Annotated in this window: 20 protein-coding genes; all 20 read left to right on the top strand. The window is 37.7% G+C overall.

The features are described from left to right. The first annotated feature begins 3 nt into the window (after nt 1-3). The 20 genes from JOC36_RS03920 (at nt 4) to JOC36_RS03825 (ending at nt 14,870) form a co-directional block, all read left to right on the top strand. A complete protein-coding gene (locus tag JOC36_RS03920; protein ID WP_205145201.1) occupies nt 4-816 on the top strand; it encodes a phage tail domain-containing protein in 813 nt (270 codons plus the stop codon). Then, nucleotides 816-2,258: a prophage endopeptidase tail family protein gene (locus tag JOC36_RS03915; protein ID WP_205145200.1), complete on the top strand. Its 1,443-nt coding sequence runs from the start codon at nt 816-818 to the stop codon at nt 2,256-2,258. The genes JOC36_RS03920 and JOC36_RS03915 overlap by 1 nt, the downstream gene beginning before the upstream one ends. Next, nucleotides 2,251-2,565 carry a hypothetical protein gene (locus JOC36_RS03910; RefSeq protein ID WP_205145199.1) on the top strand — a complete coding sequence of 105 codons (315 nt, stop codon included), beginning with the start codon at nt 2,251-2,253 and terminating at the stop codon, nt 2,563-2,565. Before JOC36_RS03915 ends, JOC36_RS03910 begins: the two co-directional genes overlap by 8 nt. Next, on the top strand, nt 2,562-4,046 hold the full coding sequence (locus tag JOC36_RS03905) for a hypothetical protein (RefSeq protein ID WP_205145198.1): 1,485 nt from the start codon (nt 2,562-2,564) through the stop codon (nt 4,044-4,046). Before JOC36_RS03910 ends, JOC36_RS03905 begins: the two co-directional genes overlap by 4 nt. A gap of 28 nt (nt 4,047-4,074) precedes the next feature. Then, entirely contained in the window at nt 4,075-5,469 is a 1,395-nt protein-coding gene (locus JOC36_RS03900; RefSeq protein ID WP_205145197.1) for a BppU family phage baseplate upper protein, read from the top strand. 22 nt (nt 5,470-5,491) lie between these two features. After that, on the top strand, nt 5,492-5,929 hold the full coding sequence (locus JOC36_RS03895) for a hypothetical protein (RefSeq protein ID WP_205145196.1): 438 nt from the start codon (nt 5,492-5,494) through the stop codon (nt 5,927-5,929). Next, complete coding sequence (locus JOC36_RS03890; RefSeq protein WP_205145195.1) at nt 5,913-6,065, top strand: hypothetical protein; 153 nt, start codon at nt 5,913-5,915, stop codon at nt 6,063-6,065. The genes JOC36_RS03895 and JOC36_RS03890 overlap by 17 nt, the downstream gene beginning before the upstream one ends. A 54-nt stretch (nt 6,066-6,119) precedes the next feature. Beyond that, the gene (locus JOC36_RS03885; protein ID WP_205145194.1) at nt 6,120-6,362 is read left to right on the top strand and encodes a hypothetical protein; all 243 of its coding nucleotides are present in this window, start codon (nt 6,120-6,122) and stop codon (nt 6,360-6,362) included. Next, complete coding sequence (locus JOC36_RS03880; RefSeq protein WP_205145193.1) at nt 6,352-6,618, top strand: holin; 267 nt, start codon at nt 6,352-6,354, stop codon at nt 6,616-6,618. Before JOC36_RS03885 ends, JOC36_RS03880 begins: the two co-directional genes overlap by 11 nt. Beyond that, nucleotides 6,611-7,675 carry a glycoside hydrolase family 25 protein gene (locus JOC36_RS03875; protein WP_205145192.1) on the top strand — a complete coding sequence of 355 codons (1,065 nt, stop codon included), beginning with the start codon at nt 6,611-6,613 and terminating at the stop codon, nt 7,673-7,675. The genes JOC36_RS03880 and JOC36_RS03875 overlap by 8 nt, the downstream gene beginning before the upstream one ends. A gap of 446 nt (nt 7,676-8,121) precedes the next feature. Then, complete coding sequence (locus JOC36_RS03870) at nt 8,122-8,607, top strand: Panacea domain-containing protein (RefSeq protein WP_239517522.1); 486 nt, start codon at nt 8,122-8,124, stop codon at nt 8,605-8,607. Between the two features lie 10 nt (nt 8,608-8,617). After that, nucleotides 8,618-9,223, top strand: a complete 606-nt coding sequence (locus JOC36_RS03865; protein WP_205145191.1) for a hypothetical protein — start codon at nt 8,618-8,620, stop codon at nt 9,221-9,223. Between the two features lie 56 nt (nt 9,224-9,279). After that, entirely contained in the window at nt 9,280-9,870 is a 591-nt protein-coding gene (locus JOC36_RS03860; protein WP_205145190.1) for a hypothetical protein, read from the top strand. A 135-nt stretch (nt 9,871-10,005) separates the two neighbouring features. Continuing rightward, the gene (locus JOC36_RS03855; protein WP_205145189.1) at nt 10,006-10,221 is read left to right on the top strand and encodes a hypothetical protein; all 216 of its coding nucleotides are present in this window, start codon (nt 10,006-10,008) and stop codon (nt 10,219-10,221) included. A gap of 304 nt (nt 10,222-10,525) precedes the next feature. Continuing rightward, entirely contained in the window at nt 10,526-11,404 is an 879-nt protein-coding gene (locus JOC36_RS03850; RefSeq protein ID WP_205145188.1) for a 3-hydroxyacyl-CoA dehydrogenase, read from the top strand. A 449-nt stretch (nt 11,405-11,853) separates the two neighbouring features. After that, the gene (locus tag JOC36_RS03845; RefSeq protein ID WP_205145187.1) at nt 11,854-12,132 is read left to right on the top strand and encodes a hypothetical protein; all 279 of its coding nucleotides are present in this window, start codon (nt 11,854-11,856) and stop codon (nt 12,130-12,132) included. 59 nt (nt 12,133-12,191) lie between these two features. Beyond that, entirely contained in the window at nt 12,192-12,476 is a 285-nt protein-coding gene (locus JOC36_RS03840) for a hypothetical protein (RefSeq protein ID WP_205145186.1), read from the top strand. 94 nt (nt 12,477-12,570) lie between these two features. After that, on the top strand, nt 12,571-12,843 hold the full coding sequence (locus tag JOC36_RS03835; RefSeq protein ID WP_205145185.1) for a hypothetical protein: 273 nt from the start codon (nt 12,571-12,573) through the stop codon (nt 12,841-12,843). 115 nt (nt 12,844-12,958) lie between these two features. Continuing rightward, nucleotides 12,959-13,714: an NADP-dependent (R)-specific alcohol dehydrogenase gene (locus tag JOC36_RS03830; protein ID WP_205145184.1), complete on the top strand. Its 756-nt coding sequence runs from the start codon at nt 12,959-12,961 to the stop codon at nt 13,712-13,714. Between the two features lie 214 nt (nt 13,715-13,928). After that, on the top strand, nt 13,929-14,870 hold the full coding sequence (locus JOC36_RS03825; RefSeq protein ID WP_205145285.1) for an NADP-dependent oxidoreductase: 942 nt from the start codon (nt 13,929-13,931) through the stop codon (nt 14,868-14,870). The last annotated feature ends 140 nt before the right edge of the window (nt 14,871-15,010 follow it).

Genomic DNA, 15,010 nt, shown 5'->3' with positions numbered 1-15,010 from the left:
CGAATGAGGGATGTTGAAGTCTATATCAAAAAACGTGGACAAGCTGAATTTGCTTTAAGTTCAGTAGTGTCTAAAGATTTTCATGTCTTAACTGCTTATATGAATAGTCCACAAATTACGCCATCATATGAAACTATGGCTGGAAGTGATGGAGGACGTCTAACTAATATCGTGTTCAATCAAACGACCTTTACGATTGAATGTTTCATTAATGGCCGTCAAAAATCAGATTTCAGATTAATGCGAGACGAAGTATATCGTCATTTTTATAGTCGGGAAGCAGTACAAGTACGAACTAGTTTAGAACCAAGCAAAGCAGTGTATGTCGTACCTAAGCCTGTGGACATTATTTCTGAAAAAGGATACTCCGGTGTAGCATTTAATCTACAATTCGACGTACTAGAGGGTTATAGACATACACCATATAGAAGTGATGAACTTTCAACGAATCAATCTAAACTACAGTATGGAATGGGTTTGGATATTGAAAATTTGCCGATTTATAATTTTAAGGCCAATGATTTTGTTGTTAATAATCCAAGTGATATGGCTATTGACCCATATATTCATCGACATGATTTGAAATGGATTATCAGAGGAACGAGCGATGGCATTGTGACGGTCAAAAACACAACAAACGGAACATCATTTGCAACAACTGGAAAAATCAGCAATTCATTTACACTTGATGGAATTACTGGATCACAAGCATGGGATTGGGGGCATATTGTGTTGGATAAGGGACAAAATACGATTAAAGTGACTGGACTAAAATCAACCGACATCACAGTAAGTTTCCCCTTCTTGTATTTCTAATGAATAGCAAAGATAAAATTATCGTTCAAAGTCTTGATAGAAGCCAGTCATTTATCGGGACTTCAATTAATTTAGACACTTTTCAAACGCAATGGGAACGTAACACTTCTTATCAAACTAGCTTTACCGCAGTAGATAATGGGAAGCCAGACTTTCAGCTTTTGCAGAATGAAAATTCAATTTGGTGGCAAAACCAAGAATATATCATTAAACAATCACAAGATAATTTGGCAGGGACTAAGCATGAAGTGCAAGTAACTGCTACACATGTGATGTATCAGCTTAATAAGGTACGTCAAAATGATACTAGAGCTAAGGGAACGTACTTACTTAAAGATATGCTAACGTGGTTATTACAGCCTGCTACGGACTACAAATTTGTTATTCATGGTTCGTTCTCAACGGCCAAGAAGTTTGACGATTTTGGAAATTGCACTATTCAGGATGGTTTGAGCACACTAACGGAACAATTTAAAATTTATTGCATTTATCCTGATAATAAGACCTTACATATTTATGACCAGGCAAGTTGGGTAAAGAAAACGGCTAAGCGGTTAGCTTATCGGTACAATACGCCAACGGTTACTTTTCAAATTGACTCTTCTTCGTTTACCAATAAAATTCGAGTTATCAGTACACATGTCAATGACCAGATAATTGCGGACCAAGAGAAAGCAATTGAAAAGGCGGATGCAGTCATTAAGGCAAAGCAAGATGAGATAACGAAAGATGCCGCTACTTTGTCAAAAATGCGGAAAGAACAAACTAAGCTTAGAAGTGAAATGTCAAAGATTACTAAAGTTCCTTTGAAAAAGCGAACGGCGACACAGAAAGCTAAGCTTAGTTCTTTGCAATCAACTTACAACACTAATAAGAAACAGATTGATGCTTTTAATAGTACATTGATTGGGAAGCGTAGTGAGCAAAAGAAGCGTCGAGCAGAGATTAAAAAGTCCCGTGAGAAGTTACGAACAGACAAGAAAAAAGATCGTTCACAGCCATTATTTGAACCATTTGACTATGAAGATAAAGCTTCAATCAAAAAGTGGGGAGTGGCACAAGCTGAAAAGTATTTAACACCAAATGAAACCAAGGACCAAGCCATTAATAGCGCTAAAACAAAACTAACTACAGAGCCCACTATGAGTATTTCATTACCAAACTTATCTAATGATACGGTAGTTAATCCTGGTGAATTAATGACTTTGCAAGTCCCAGATAAAGGCTTGTTAACTCAAGTAGAAGTTGTATCAATTTCAAAAACACCCTTTGTGCCTAATGGATTGACAATTACATTGAATAACAGGCGAAAAAATTATTTGGATCTACAAAATGCAAACAACAAGCAAATTAAGCAGGCAATTGCTGGCTATAAAAATACTCAAACTAGCACAGGGAATCAATATGGAGTATTAGAAGTGGGGGAAATCAACGATGACTAAAAAAGTTTATGTATTCGATAATAGTGGTAATCCTGCGTATGCAATGACTCATGCTAAAGCCATAGAAGGGGAATTTGATACATTATCTTTTATTGATGACAATAATGAAATGCGAGAATTAAGCGTTGATAGTGAATTTGGGTTAATGCTTGACGGAGAACCTATTTCATCTTATTTCGATGTGTACTCGGTTGACGAAATTGATGAATTATTTAATAGGCCTCAACTTATCTCTGAAAGCGGAAAAGTATTCAATGTGTTCATAGATGATAACGGAAAAATATCAACTCAGGAGGACAAATCATGAATGTAAAAAATTACATCAATGAATTAAATGAGTTGATAGATAAAATGAATGTAATCCAAAATGAGCTGAATCAGGCAGGTCTATTTTCAACAAATTTGACACTATTTGAAAAGCTAGAAAATATTACAACTGAAGACACTGCAGAAGCCTATCTAGAAATTAGAGAGGCTTTTAAATTTGTCATTCAAAATTTAAATCAGTTGTTAAGGGCGCTACGTATTTTAGGACTTGTTGATATGACTACTGGTAAAAACATTATGCCTATTATGTTTGTTCGGCCAAAGACACTAAAGGTATACGATATTAACCAGATTTTGAAAGAAAAAGTCGTGGAAATAACTAACACTATCGAAAAAGTCATGGAAGTGTTGACTGATTTTGGAGCCATTACATCTGGAAATTCAACTGCACCAGATGATAAGACGCCCGAATTTCCAGACGCAAGTTACCAGGTTATTTATTCAAATAAGTACACGTTGGATACAAAGGATCGTAATAAAATGGCGTTTTACTATGTCCAAGGTGGAACAGTTATTAATGACAATATGTATGTCGTTGTTGAGTCATACGGAGAAAGTCGCATTGTTCAAACTAATTTGAATACTGGTAAAACCACCATGTTGGAAGGTAAGTTCGGTAGGTTGTCAGGTATTGCGCAAGAAGCAGCACAGCCTACACCATTAGGACATGCCAATTCTGTTGCTGGTGTTGCCTTAACTGACGGAACGATTATGTTGTGGGTGGCCAAGATGGATACACCAGGCATTGCCCAAGTGAAAATAGCAAACGGGAAAGCAACCATTGTCAAACAAATTAAGGTTGTTGACACCACAGGCAAGGCGCGCCAAGTAGCTAGTTTGAATATTGAATCTTTCGATGGAACGAACATTGCACTTGGGACACATGCCATCTATAGCGGTAAAGGGGAGTATAAGACGCTTAAACCATTTAATGCACAAATTTCAACAGATGTTGTGGAGTTTGATGGTATTTATGAGTCGTATGAGTTATTGAAAGTTCTTGAATATATTGCATTTAATAAGCCACCTTTGAAAATTTACAATCGCTTAAAAAATAAGAATAAGACAGCATCTGATCAGGAACTCAAGGAGATGGTTTATCAAGAACTGACAACAGGTATTGGGACGCAATTTATTGCTGTGTATAACGGTAAGGCCTATAGCTTGCACAGTAAGATTGACCGCAAGGGTAAAAGCTTTACCTTGGTGCTGGAACATAATAAGCCTGCGACAAATAACAAATGGACGCCTACAGGAAGATATTATTATCACGAACAAGATGGTATGGATAATGAGTTATACGAATCAGAGGCGATGGGCGTTGGTTCAGATGGAAACATCTACTTATCGAGCATTGTTGTTGCGTATGGTGGTGAGTTTTTCTGGAAGAGTAAGTCATTCCTAGTTGAAAAAACGAATTTCAACATTTATGAGGGTAATCAGGAACTACTTGATGATTAATTAAAAACAAAAAGAAAGGTTGTGAAATATGACAACACGAGAAGAAAGTACAATCCCATTCGTCAAACAAGGCAAGTATGCCATTTTAGATACGACACTAAAATCCGAACACTCAATGTGGTTTGACGAAATGAGTGGGGACGTAGGTGATGCAGGGCGCACAGTTTATTTAGCAATTAAGGAACGTGCCGTCAGTAATGATCCTAAATCTCCTCTAAAGCCAATGGATATGACCGGCATGGATGTTCGTTTCCAAGGGCATGATGCATATGGGGTATTTAAACGGATTGCGTTATCAACCAAAATTGATAACGCGCAAGCTGGACTAGTACAAATCACATTGCCTAGATTTATTTATCAAGCTGTTGGGCCATATGAAGATGGCGAATTTGAAGTCTATGAAACTAAAGGTGATACGGTGATTTCAACAATCCCCGTTGCGTTTGAAGTGTATAACAATCATGCACATATGACGACGGGAGATAGTCAAGTCTATTCGGATGAATTTGAGAAGTTGATGCATGACTTTGAAGTCAGTTCATCCAATAAAATCGACGATTTCAATGCGCGTATGAAAGAGCTGGTTCAACAAATCAGTACCGCTAATAATTCAGTTGATGCTTTGAAGCAATTAGTTGCGACTTGGACCAAGTTGGTTGAAGAAAAGAGCGTCGCTATTTTATCAGCAGACAATATTTTTACTGGAGATATGCGGGTAAAAGGTACGGCGACATTCGATAAACCCCTGAAGGGTTACACAACTGGAAATTCTGTTCAGTACTTTAGTAGTGATCAACCACAACAAGATTTAAACAGCGTTGAAAATATTAAAAGTATGCCAGCTATGACTCGATCATCTGCTTACTATACAGACAACAGAGTCAAAAATAATCCGCTAGACTCAGAATATGTTTTAGTTGAAACGGTCAAAATGACTGCTTTAACAGCTTATCAAACCATTACCACGCAAAATGATGGACAAGGTGAAGTAAAAAAGCGGTATATCAAGAACATTTCGACTGGTCTTGAATTTACGGATTGGGTGACGGTTGAAAAATGGTCACCATGGAAAACGTTACTTCCTTATTTCACGTCCGACTTCAAACAATATTTTGCGAATGGTGATGGATTACCACAATTTCGATTTAATGGTCAATCAGTGCAGTTGCGTGGAGCTTTTACGCCTACTCGCATTATTAAGCCTGCTGATACTGTGCAACAAATTCAAATTGCTAAAAACTTGCCATTTAATTCCAAAACTTCTCAATATGTCATGCAAACTTGGTCGGAAGCAATTCCATATACATTACGGGTTGAGCGTAATGAAATGTGGCTGGAACGAATTTATAAAACCGATGGAAGTGTTGGAACACTGCAGCCGACGCATTTGCTTACCTTGGGTGGAAGCTTTGCATTGGTATAAGTTATAGAAAGGAGGACGATTTATGAACGATTTTGAAGAAACTGATATTGAAATTATGAAGAAACCGAATGATTTTAAGTATCGTAAATACAGTAAAGTAACGCATGAATTCATTGCGGGAACTGATGAGCCATGTGACTCAACCGATGTAGATTTTGCGACGACTGATGTATTGTTACCCGATGAAGTTGCGAACTATGTTTTTGATGAAAGCATTCAGATGTGGCGGGGCATGGATAATGAAGCGTTTCTGAAGTATAAGACAAATTTGTATGTTCCAACGGCGTCAGCTGATGATAAATGGAAAGCGGCAGTTACGGCTCAAAATACATTTTTGATGCAACAAAATCTAGGTTTGACTAAAACAATTACGGACTTAAGTAGTCGAGTTATGGAACTAGAGGCTCAGAATAGTGAAAAAGAAACAGAAGGGGTAATGACTGATGAAGGAAATGTATAAGAACTTTTACAAGATGGGGTTGATGTCAGCTCAAGATATTTATGACATGGTCATCTATTTACCAGCTTTTGGATTTACGCCATTAGATTATGAAGAAATTACTGGTCAAACGTGGCCAGTAAAGAAAGTGGCATAAGAGCTATCTAAAGTTAGGTGGCTCTTTTACTTTGTTTTAAGAAAGGAGAACATAATGGGCGCATTTTTCCCACATGATTTGGTGGGCTGGGTAACAATAGGAGTGCCTTTTTTCGGAGCGTTGGCTTGGGTTTTAAAAGTAACCGTCGGTGATAAAATGAGCACCTTAACATCAGAACTCAATAAGCTTTCTAATATGTTAGAAAGTTATGATGCTCGACTGGATAACTTAGATCGACGCACCTTTAAACTTGAAATATTAGCAGGAATTGAAAAGGAGCGAGAAAATGATGAATAATATGGTATCAAATTCATTTTGCACATTGATTTTGACATATGCCATTTGTACGGCGATTAAACAAACGCCGATTAGTACACGATGGTTACCGTTATTTAGTGTAATCGTGGGGGGAGTTATTGGGTTCTTAGTTGGTACTTTTATTGAGCCAACGCATTTAATGGATAATCTAGTAATTGGAGCTTTCGGCGGTGCTAATGCAACATGGTTAGACCAAATGGTTAAACAATTAGTGAAAGGTGAACAACATGAATAAAAAATTGACCAAAGTCGCATTGAGTGCGGCTTTTTTGTTTGGGGTAGGTTTAACAGATCCAAATATTAGTGCCGATAGTTTTGGAACTGATGTTTCAAGCCATCAAGGTGTTATTTCTTATAAGACCAATGGGTTTCAGTGGGCACACATTAAGCTGACAGAAGGTACAGGCTACGTTAATCCGTATGTGACTGCACAAGAAGCACAAGCCAAACGTGAAGGAGTACCATATGGCTTTTACGTTTACTTAAAGAGTAATCAAAGCCCAGAAGCGCAAGCTCGGTTTGCGTACAAGATGTTAGGAAAGGAAGACGCAACTAACCCTAAGATTACACTATGGTTGGATATTGAAGAAAATGCTTGGGATGGTAATCAATTCCGTGGCGATGAGCCTAAGCGTTTCCTAGACGAATTTAAGCGTTTATCAGGGCGCAAGTTCACAGGCGTGTACATGAACCGACAAATGATTTATGCCCATCCTTGGTATGATCTAAAAGGGTATAAGTTGTGGCAAGCCATTTATCCAACGAGTGGTAACACACAATACTATCCATATGCAGTATGGCTCCGTAATCAAACTTCTAATTTACCAACCTTTGGTAAAGCTGACATCGTCCAATATGGTGATGGGGGTGGTTTGGATTGGAACTATAATTACGGAAACTACCAAGACCTAACGGGCGTTAATCCATATCCACATACACCAAACAAGCCAACCACAAAACCAAAGCCAGCGGTTAAGAAGACAGCAACATTCAAGAATGTCTACGTCCTTGATAAGTGGCATAAATTGGGTCAGAAGTGGTATGTTTCAAATAAGGATTTCAGTATCCCGGTTGAAGACTACAATAACTATATTCCAGCTGGTTCAGTTACGCTAACTGACCGATATGGCCATAAGTTGAAGAACCAAAATGGCCAAGGGAACAATGGCAAGATGGAATACTTTACATTGAATGGCAAGTATAAGGTGCTCGCTAAGTCAGGAAGTAATGTCAAACTTGAAATTGGCGGCGAACCAGTTTGGCTGAAGTCTAAGTACGTGACAATTAAATAAAATGTGGTAAAGTTAAGTAGTTAATGTTTTTCCAATAAACATTAACCCTTCAATTTTCGATACACGAAAAGCCCTAGTAGGTGATCATAACTGGTTACTTACTAGGGCTTTTTTATTGCCACATCATTGCCACAAAGATAATGAAATTGCTGGTATATGGGAGTTTTTAAAGTTCAACAAGAAGTATGGTTTGAAGTAATTATACTTCAATCTAAACGCTGGCATGACGGCCTAAACGCTGTTGTGCTGGCGTTTTTCTTTTCCTAGAAAGTAATCGTATTGGATATTTTGTCTAAGCATGTCTGTATATCTAGTTTTCAGATTAATAATTTTTAGTCCATGACTTGTAATATATTAAGATTTGGGGCTAAATATATACTTCAATATCGCATATATAGTAGACTAATGTTGAAAGAATCAAATGGGATTTAGATAAGGGAGTTAAAATGAACAATCTATTAGATAAGCAGCAAGTCGCGGATTGGTTATTAGGAACGGCACATGATGAGGGAATGGAGATTTCACCCAAAAAACTACAAAAAATAATGTACTATGTTTATGCGTGGGGATTAGTTTTTTTAAATGAAACAGGGGATGACCTTCAAGAATCGATATTTGATGGTAAGTTTGAAGCCTGGGTTCACGGGCCTGTAGACCCTGATATTTATCGAGAATATGCTAATTACGGGTATGAACCAATTAATACGGGAAAAATTACAGTACCCAAAATTCATAATGAGGTTGTTGCAGATGTCTTAGATCAAGTTTGGAATACCTATTCTCAATTTAGTGCTAACCAACTTGAACGGTTGACGCATTCAGAATTGCCCTGGAAAGAGGGGCGTAAAGGATTAGACCCATTTGAGCGGGCGCATGATCGAATTGATGATGTAGTTATTTTTAACTATTACGGTAATGAATTAGCTAGGTAGCATTTTTTAAATGAGTAGAAATAACAATAGAAAAATACAAAGGCCTAATATTCCAGCCAATAACATAAAAATTCCTAAACCGACGATGACGACTGTGTTTGCTGAAAATGATTTAGGTAATAGAAAAGACAAAAATAATTTTCAGCAAGAATATAACAAGCATTTCAGATTTAGAACGTTTGCTAATTGGTTGGACGCTACAAAAACTGGTGATTTTACAAATTATTGTAAAAATGCAGAAGAATTTTCCAGCGATATATATTTCGTTGTTCAGAAAATTATTCCTTGGTTGTATGAGAATGCTTATTCGATATTTATCAATGGAAGTGCGAAGACCACACCGCTTAGAAATTCTCATTCGATTAAAGGGGAAGAAGTGATAAAGAAAGTTAGAAATGTAGCTAAATGTATAACTGGGGAAACTTATGACGATCCTGAATTAGATTGGTGGCAAATAGGTGGACAAAGGGGTATTAGAATAGTTGGAGTATATGCTTATCTTGAACCCGCGTTTTACCCTGTGTTTATTGACAGATATCACTTAATCTATCCCAGTGATAAACATAATAATAACGTTGTTGACTATAAGAATAATTCTTATACACCAAAAGAGTAACCATTAAATTGGTTGCTCTTTTTTGCTATACTTATTCCTTATTAAGGAGAATGGGTATGTTTAAGTTTTTAAAAGAGTATGGATTAATAATACTATTAAGTTCATGTATATCAATTTTAGTAACAGCAATAGTTGTAGGAATATCTTTAGGCGGGGAAGCGTCTGATCGTATGGCAACATGGCTTAGTGCAATAGGTACGGTTGGCGCGGTAATTGTATCTCTGTATTTAGCTAACAGGCCTAAAAGAGATGGAATTTTAAAAGTTTATCAATTGATGGTTATGATATATTTTAACCGATCAGATGAATCAATTGTATACATAAAGGCCTCTGGCATTTTTTCGAATGTAGGAGAAACCAACCTACTAATATCGGGTGTTGAACTTCACATTCTAAATGAAGGTAGTAATATAACATTAATTGATAAGAAGAAAGTTGAAGATAGCGTGTTAATTGAGCCTGGAACATATGAGACAGAAACTTATCATGTAGATAATTCTTCGCGTAATAATTTTAATCAGATGTTACATAACATTAGCAAAGAGCAGATTTTAAAAGAAGCTTACTTGATTATTGAGTTTGTTGATGGGAGTAAAGAAAAATGTAAATTCAAAAGTGTTGAGCCTAAATACGTAGATTTCGAATAAACATATTAGGGAGTAATTAATACGGTTACTCTTTTTGTACATAAATTTAGGAGACACCATTTTGGAAAATAGATTGGTTAGTGCAATGCATGAATTAACTGGTGTGTTGCATACAAACAATAAGGAAATAAAGACATGGATGTAAAAGACAAGCATATCTTTAAATACTACAATAATCGCTACTTCATGATTACGCTGTTAGTCATGCTTTTTGCTGACTGGTTTATTGATAATTTTCTATTCAAACAAATTGAAATGATTATGACGGTTTATTTTGTCATTGGTCTTCTTCGTGATACCAATGATAAGAAGAAAAATAAGGTTAAAGCCAAGCACACTACTGAAGGCTAGCGGGTGTATCTAATTCAGGACACACAGCTTAGTTTGAAAATCAGTAATACTGAGAATCACGCAAATTAAGAAAGAGGCAATCAATGATGATTGTCTCTTTCTTTGCATACAAACAAGCCAAATGCCAATAAAAAACATTGTGATTTCATTTATTCTGTAAGTTGGTCCAAGGGCATTCTACTTGTGCAATTTGTGATAGCATGAACAAAGTTGTTTTAAAACCTTTAATTGCAATAATACTAATTGTATAATAGAGGCGTAAATCGATAATATTGATGTATGTAATACACAAGGAGGATTGATTATGGCTTTAGATAATGTTGTTGTTGCAGGTGGCGGTACTTTAGGAAGTCAGATTGCGTACCAATCGGCCTTTAAAGGTAAGCACGTGGTCCTTTATGATATCAACGAACAAGCACTAGCAAACGCTAAAAAAAATGTTGATAAGTTGGATGACCGATATCGTGAAGATATGGATGCCACTGATGATCAAATTCAAGCAACTCACGAGCGCATTAAGTTTACGGATGATTTGGATGAAGCGCTTAAGGGAGCTGATATTGTCGTTGAAGCTATTCCCGAAGACTTGTCAATTAAGAGTGACTTTTACAAGAAGTTAGCCGGTCACTTAGATGATGACACCATTCTGGTTTCAAATACCTCAACTTTACTACCATCACAAATTGTGGAATTTACTGATCGTCCAGACAAGTTCCTAGCACTTCACTTTGCTAATGAAATTTGGAAGCGTAACCTGGCTGAGCTTATGCCAGTGACAACCACGGATAAGGCGGTTGTTCAAAAGGTAAATGACTTTGCAAAAGAAATTGGTATGAAGCCAATTATGTTGACGAAGGAACAACCAGGTTATGTTTTGAATTCATTGATTGATCCATGGGAAAACGCAGCGTTGCGTCTATGGGGTCGTGATGTGGCCGAACCAGCTGATATTGATAAGGATTGGATGGTGGCCTTCGGAACTAACATGGGCCCATTTGCCTTGATGGATATGGTTGGATTGGAACTTGTTCATGAAATTCATTCACGCCAAGTTGCCCCAGGGGATGTCGACTTGTTGCATGGCCTAAATAAGATGCAAAAGTTAATTGACGCTGGTAAAGTTGGACAAAAGAGTGGTCAAGGATTTTATAGTTACCCAAACCCAGAGTTCCTAAATTTCTAAGCAAGCAAGTTTAAATAATAAGTGTATGTGAATGCATATATATAAACGCGTGATAAATGCACAAAAATCGACATACACAGCATTAAAAATAGAAAAGGGGGGCACCAAAACTGGGGCCCCTTTTGTGTATATCAATCTTAAAACAACAATAAAGATATAAAAATCAAAGAAAATCCAAAATCTTAGAAAACTCTTTCAAATGCGATGATAAAGCGATTTTGTTAAATGCAAGTTTGTGAAATGAAAAGGATAGGTCAAACGTTTTAAGCCTGATGAAAGCGGTGGTTTATAGCTTGTTAATAAAAATAAATGAAAAAAACCTAATGCTTGCAATGTATTTGTAACATGATACACTTTGTTTGTAACATAAATTAAATAAATCATATTTGATATGTGTTGCATATTAATCTTAATGTTACGTACATCGCAACCAAACGGAGGATTGAACTATGGTAGAACCAACACAAGACCAAGCAAAGGTATTGGCAAGTATCGCCGCAATCACAAAGAAGTTGGATGAGGACGAAGCTAAGATCGGTGCAGTAACGGCCGGGGCTAAGGCTGAAGTAATCAAGCGTTGGGTTATTGAACACAAGGCTCTTTTGGACATCAAAAAGGAATTGGTAGCAGCTGGTTTGATTAAGGACTTTGACCTTAAGAAGCTTGAAGCTGAGCATAAGGAACTTGAAAAGTTTGCTTTGGAAGCTCAAGAGAAGCTAGCTAAGTAATTTAACGCATAAAGTTTTATTGACTAACTTTAAATTTCAACCAAACGGAGGATTGAACTATGGTAGAACCAACACAAGACCAAGCAAAGGTATTGGCAAGTATCGCCGCAATCACAAAGAAGTTGGATGAAGACGAAGCAAAGGTTGGGGCTGTTAAGGCCGGGGCCAAGGCTGAAGTAATCAAGCGCTGGGTTATCGAGCACAAGGCTCTTTTGGACATTAAAAAGGAATTGGCAGCAGCTGGTTTGATTAAGGACTTTGACCTTAAGAAGCTTGAAGCCGAACATAAGGAACTTGAAAAGTTCGCTTTGGAAGCCCAAGAAAAGTTAGCTAAGCCACTATAATTAGGTTTTATATTTTCGCAACATGGTCTCGGCCATGTTGTTTGCAATCATAATTGAAACACAATTTTTATTTGAATGGACGGAGATTTTTAACATGGCAGATTACACAGAAAACCAAGAAAAGATTATTGAAAACATTGCGGACACTTTAAAGAAGTTGGATGATAACGTTGCCGACCTTGGTGGATTAAAGATGGATCCAAAGTCTCATTCTGTCAAGGAATGGGTTGAAGAGCACAAGGCCCTTCATGAAATTAAGCACATCATGTCTGAAATTGGCAAGTATGGTAAGTTCGATGAAAAGCAAGCTCAAGAAGATGAAAAGAAGTTTGAAGAGTACGTTGAATCATTGCAAGACAATCATTAAAAAGATTAAAAGTGACCAAGAATTTGGTTACTTTTTTTCTATACAATAAGTAGCAAATGCGATACAATGGTTCATGTAAAGGGTTACACCTAAGTAGAAAAGAAGGAGATTGATTATGTCAAATCGTTTAGATGGTAAAGTAGCAATTGTTACTGGTGGAACTATGGGTATTGGTTATGCCATTGCCGAAAAGTTCGTTGAAGAAGGTGCAAAGGTTGTCATTACTGGACGTAAGACTGAAGTTGGTGAAAAGGCTGCTTCAGAAATTGGTTCACCTGATCAAATCGCCTTCATTCAACAAGACGTTGCTGACGAAGATCGTTGGACAGAAGTCTTTGATGAAACTGAAAAGAAGTTTGGTCCTGTAACCACTTTGGTTAACAACGCAGGTATCGGTCTTGGTGGTGACATTGAGCACACAAGTACTGAAGACTGGCACAAGACAATTGCCATTAACTTGGACAGTGTATTCTTCGGAACACGTCTTGGTGTACAACGTATGAAGAACTCAGAAAAGGGTGCTTCAATCATTAACATGTCATCAATCGAAGGATTTGTTGGTGACCCACGTCTTGCTGCTTACAACGCAACTAAGGGAGCTGTTCGTTTGCTTTCTAAGTCAGCTGCTTTGTACACAGCTAAGCAAGACTACAATGTTCGTGTTAACACAGTGCACCCAGGATACATTGCTACTCCAATGGTTAAGGGTACACCAATGGAAACTGCTATGTCAGACCGTAACAAGACTCCAATGGGTCACTTGGGAGATCCAGATGACATTGCTTACATGGCTGTCTTCTTGGCATCTGACGAGTCAAAGTTTGCTACTGGATCAGAATTTGTGGTCGACGGTGGTTACACTGCTCAATAAGCAACATACAATTGATATTAATGAAAAGGCAGGCATTATGGCTGCCTTTTTTTATGCAAAAATGAATGTTAAATCAATTGAGTGGGTGTTAATCTTTAATCACGGGCTAGCTTAATGGTTTGAAATGATAGCAATGGTTGCGTTTTCTTAGTTTTAGAACTAGACTAGACGCAATATCAATCATTGTGGAGGAAGTTAGAATATGTCAGAAAATATGCATGCGGTCGTGATTAACGCATACGGCTCAGTGGATGAATTAAAGGACGCTCAAGTCCCAGTACCAGAGCTTGGCGCAGATGAAGTCTTGATTCATGTTTTTGTGGCTAGCGTGAATCCCATCGATTTAAAATTACGAAATGGTCAAATGCAAGAACAAATGCCATTTCAGTTCCCGGCGATTTTAGGCGGGGATGTTGCTGGTGAGATTGTCGCAGTTGGTGAACGAGTGTCTGATTATCAAGTTGGCCAAGCGGTTATGGCACGACTAGACATTGATCCAACTGGACAACATGGTGGATATGCTGAGTATGCAGCGGTGAAGGCTGATAAGCTTGCGTTAAAGCCAACCGAATTATCATTTGAAGCGGCAGCAGGATTGCCTTTGGCCGGGTTAACCGCTTGGCAAGGCATTGTCGATCAATTAAATGTTCAATCTGGTGAGCACGTTTTGGTCCAAGCTGGAGCAGGTGGTGTTGGAAGCATGGCCATCCAAATTGCGAAGGCACGTGGAGCCTATGTCGCCACGACAGCAAGTGCGCGGAATGCTGATTTGTTGCTTGATTTGGGGGCTGATGAGGTGATTGATTATCATCATCAATTCTTAACAGAAGAACTCGCTGATTATGATGCAGTTTTGGATACGATTGATCATGTTGATGAGGGGTTATACATTCTAAAAACAACTGGTAAATTGGCAACGGTGGTTGGCCGGCCAACTGAGCGACAACAACAAGGACACCCGCAAGCCGTGGCTTATCAGATGCATCCAGACGGTAGCGAGCTAAAACAATTAGCGCAATTAGTTGAGCAAAAGGCTCTGCAGGTCGTGATTGATAGCACTTATCCAATGAATGCTGACGGTGTACGTGCTGCTCAAGAGAAAAGTGCTAATCATCATGCGGTTGGTAAATTGATTTTGAAGAATGAACAAATCTAAAAGACAAGTTGGTTTTAGGGTTTGGTAAAGTTTTATTGAATTTATCACGTCCGGTAAACAAAAAAACTTTTATTAAATTTCAAAGTCATATTTTTGTAAAATGTCACAATTATGAAATATTTTTAATCAAAACGCTTTCT

Origin of the sequence: Weissella uvarum, assembly GCF_016908785.1 — a bacterium.
Lineage (GTDB): Bacteria > Bacillota > Bacilli > Lactobacillales > Lactobacillaceae > Weissella > Weissella uvarum.
Note: the sequence above shows the minus strand (reverse complement) of the source record. Positions and strands in the feature narration are given on the sequence as shown.

Excerpts from the sequence above, each read along its gene's own strand:
- JOC36_RS03920 (WP_205145201.1), top strand. The coding sequence starts at position 4 with ATGAGGGATGTTGAAGTCTATATCAAAAAACGTGGACAAGCTGAATTT.
- JOC36_RS03915 (WP_205145200.1), top strand. The coding sequence starts at position 816 with ATGAATAGCAAAGATAAAATTATCGTTCAAAGTCTTGATAGAAGCCAG.
- JOC36_RS03910 (WP_205145199.1), top strand. The coding sequence starts at position 2,251 with ATGACTAAAAAAGTTTATGTATTCGATAATAGTGGTAATCCTGCGTAT.
- JOC36_RS03905 (WP_205145198.1), top strand. The coding sequence starts at position 2,562 with ATGAATGTAAAAAATTACATCAATGAATTAAATGAGTTGATAGATAAA.
- JOC36_RS03900 (WP_205145197.1), top strand. The coding sequence starts at position 4,075 with ATGACAACACGAGAAGAAAGTACAATCCCATTCGTCAAACAAGGCAAG.
- JOC36_RS03895 (WP_205145196.1), top strand. The coding sequence starts at position 5,492 with ATGAACGATTTTGAAGAAACTGATATTGAAATTATGAAGAAACCGAAT.
- JOC36_RS03890 (WP_205145195.1), top strand. The coding sequence starts at position 5,913 with ATGAAGGAAATGTATAAGAACTTTTACAAGATGGGGTTGATGTCAGCT.
- JOC36_RS03885 (WP_205145194.1), top strand. The coding sequence starts at position 6,120 with ATGGGCGCATTTTTCCCACATGATTTGGTGGGCTGGGTAACAATAGGA.
- JOC36_RS03880 (WP_205145193.1), top strand. The coding sequence starts at position 6,352 with ATGATGAATAATATGGTATCAAATTCATTTTGCACATTGATTTTGACA.
- JOC36_RS03875 (WP_205145192.1), top strand. The coding sequence starts at position 6,611 with ATGAATAAAAAATTGACCAAAGTCGCATTGAGTGCGGCTTTTTTGTTT.
- JOC36_RS03870 (WP_239517522.1), top strand. The coding sequence starts at position 8,122 with ATGAACAATCTATTAGATAAGCAGCAAGTCGCGGATTGGTTATTAGGA.
- JOC36_RS03865 (WP_205145191.1), top strand. The coding sequence starts at position 8,618 with ATGAGTAGAAATAACAATAGAAAAATACAAAGGCCTAATATTCCAGCC.
- JOC36_RS03860 (WP_205145190.1), top strand. The coding sequence starts at position 9,280 with ATGTTTAAGTTTTTAAAAGAGTATGGATTAATAATACTATTAAGTTCA.
- JOC36_RS03855 (WP_205145189.1), top strand. The coding sequence starts at position 10,006 with ATGGATGTAAAAGACAAGCATATCTTTAAATACTACAATAATCGCTAC.
- JOC36_RS03850 (WP_205145188.1), top strand. The coding sequence starts at position 10,526 with ATGGCTTTAGATAATGTTGTTGTTGCAGGTGGCGGTACTTTAGGAAGT.
- JOC36_RS03845 (WP_205145187.1), top strand. The coding sequence starts at position 11,854 with ATGGTAGAACCAACACAAGACCAAGCAAAGGTATTGGCAAGTATCGCC.
- JOC36_RS03840 (WP_205145186.1), top strand. The coding sequence starts at position 12,192 with ATGGTAGAACCAACACAAGACCAAGCAAAGGTATTGGCAAGTATCGCC.
- JOC36_RS03835 (WP_205145185.1), top strand. The coding sequence starts at position 12,571 with ATGGCAGATTACACAGAAAACCAAGAAAAGATTATTGAAAACATTGCG.
- JOC36_RS03830 (WP_205145184.1), top strand. The coding sequence starts at position 12,959 with ATGTCAAATCGTTTAGATGGTAAAGTAGCAATTGTTACTGGTGGAACT.
- JOC36_RS03825 (WP_205145285.1), top strand. The coding sequence starts at position 13,929 with ATGCATGCGGTCGTGATTAACGCATACGGCTCAGTGGATGAATTAAAG.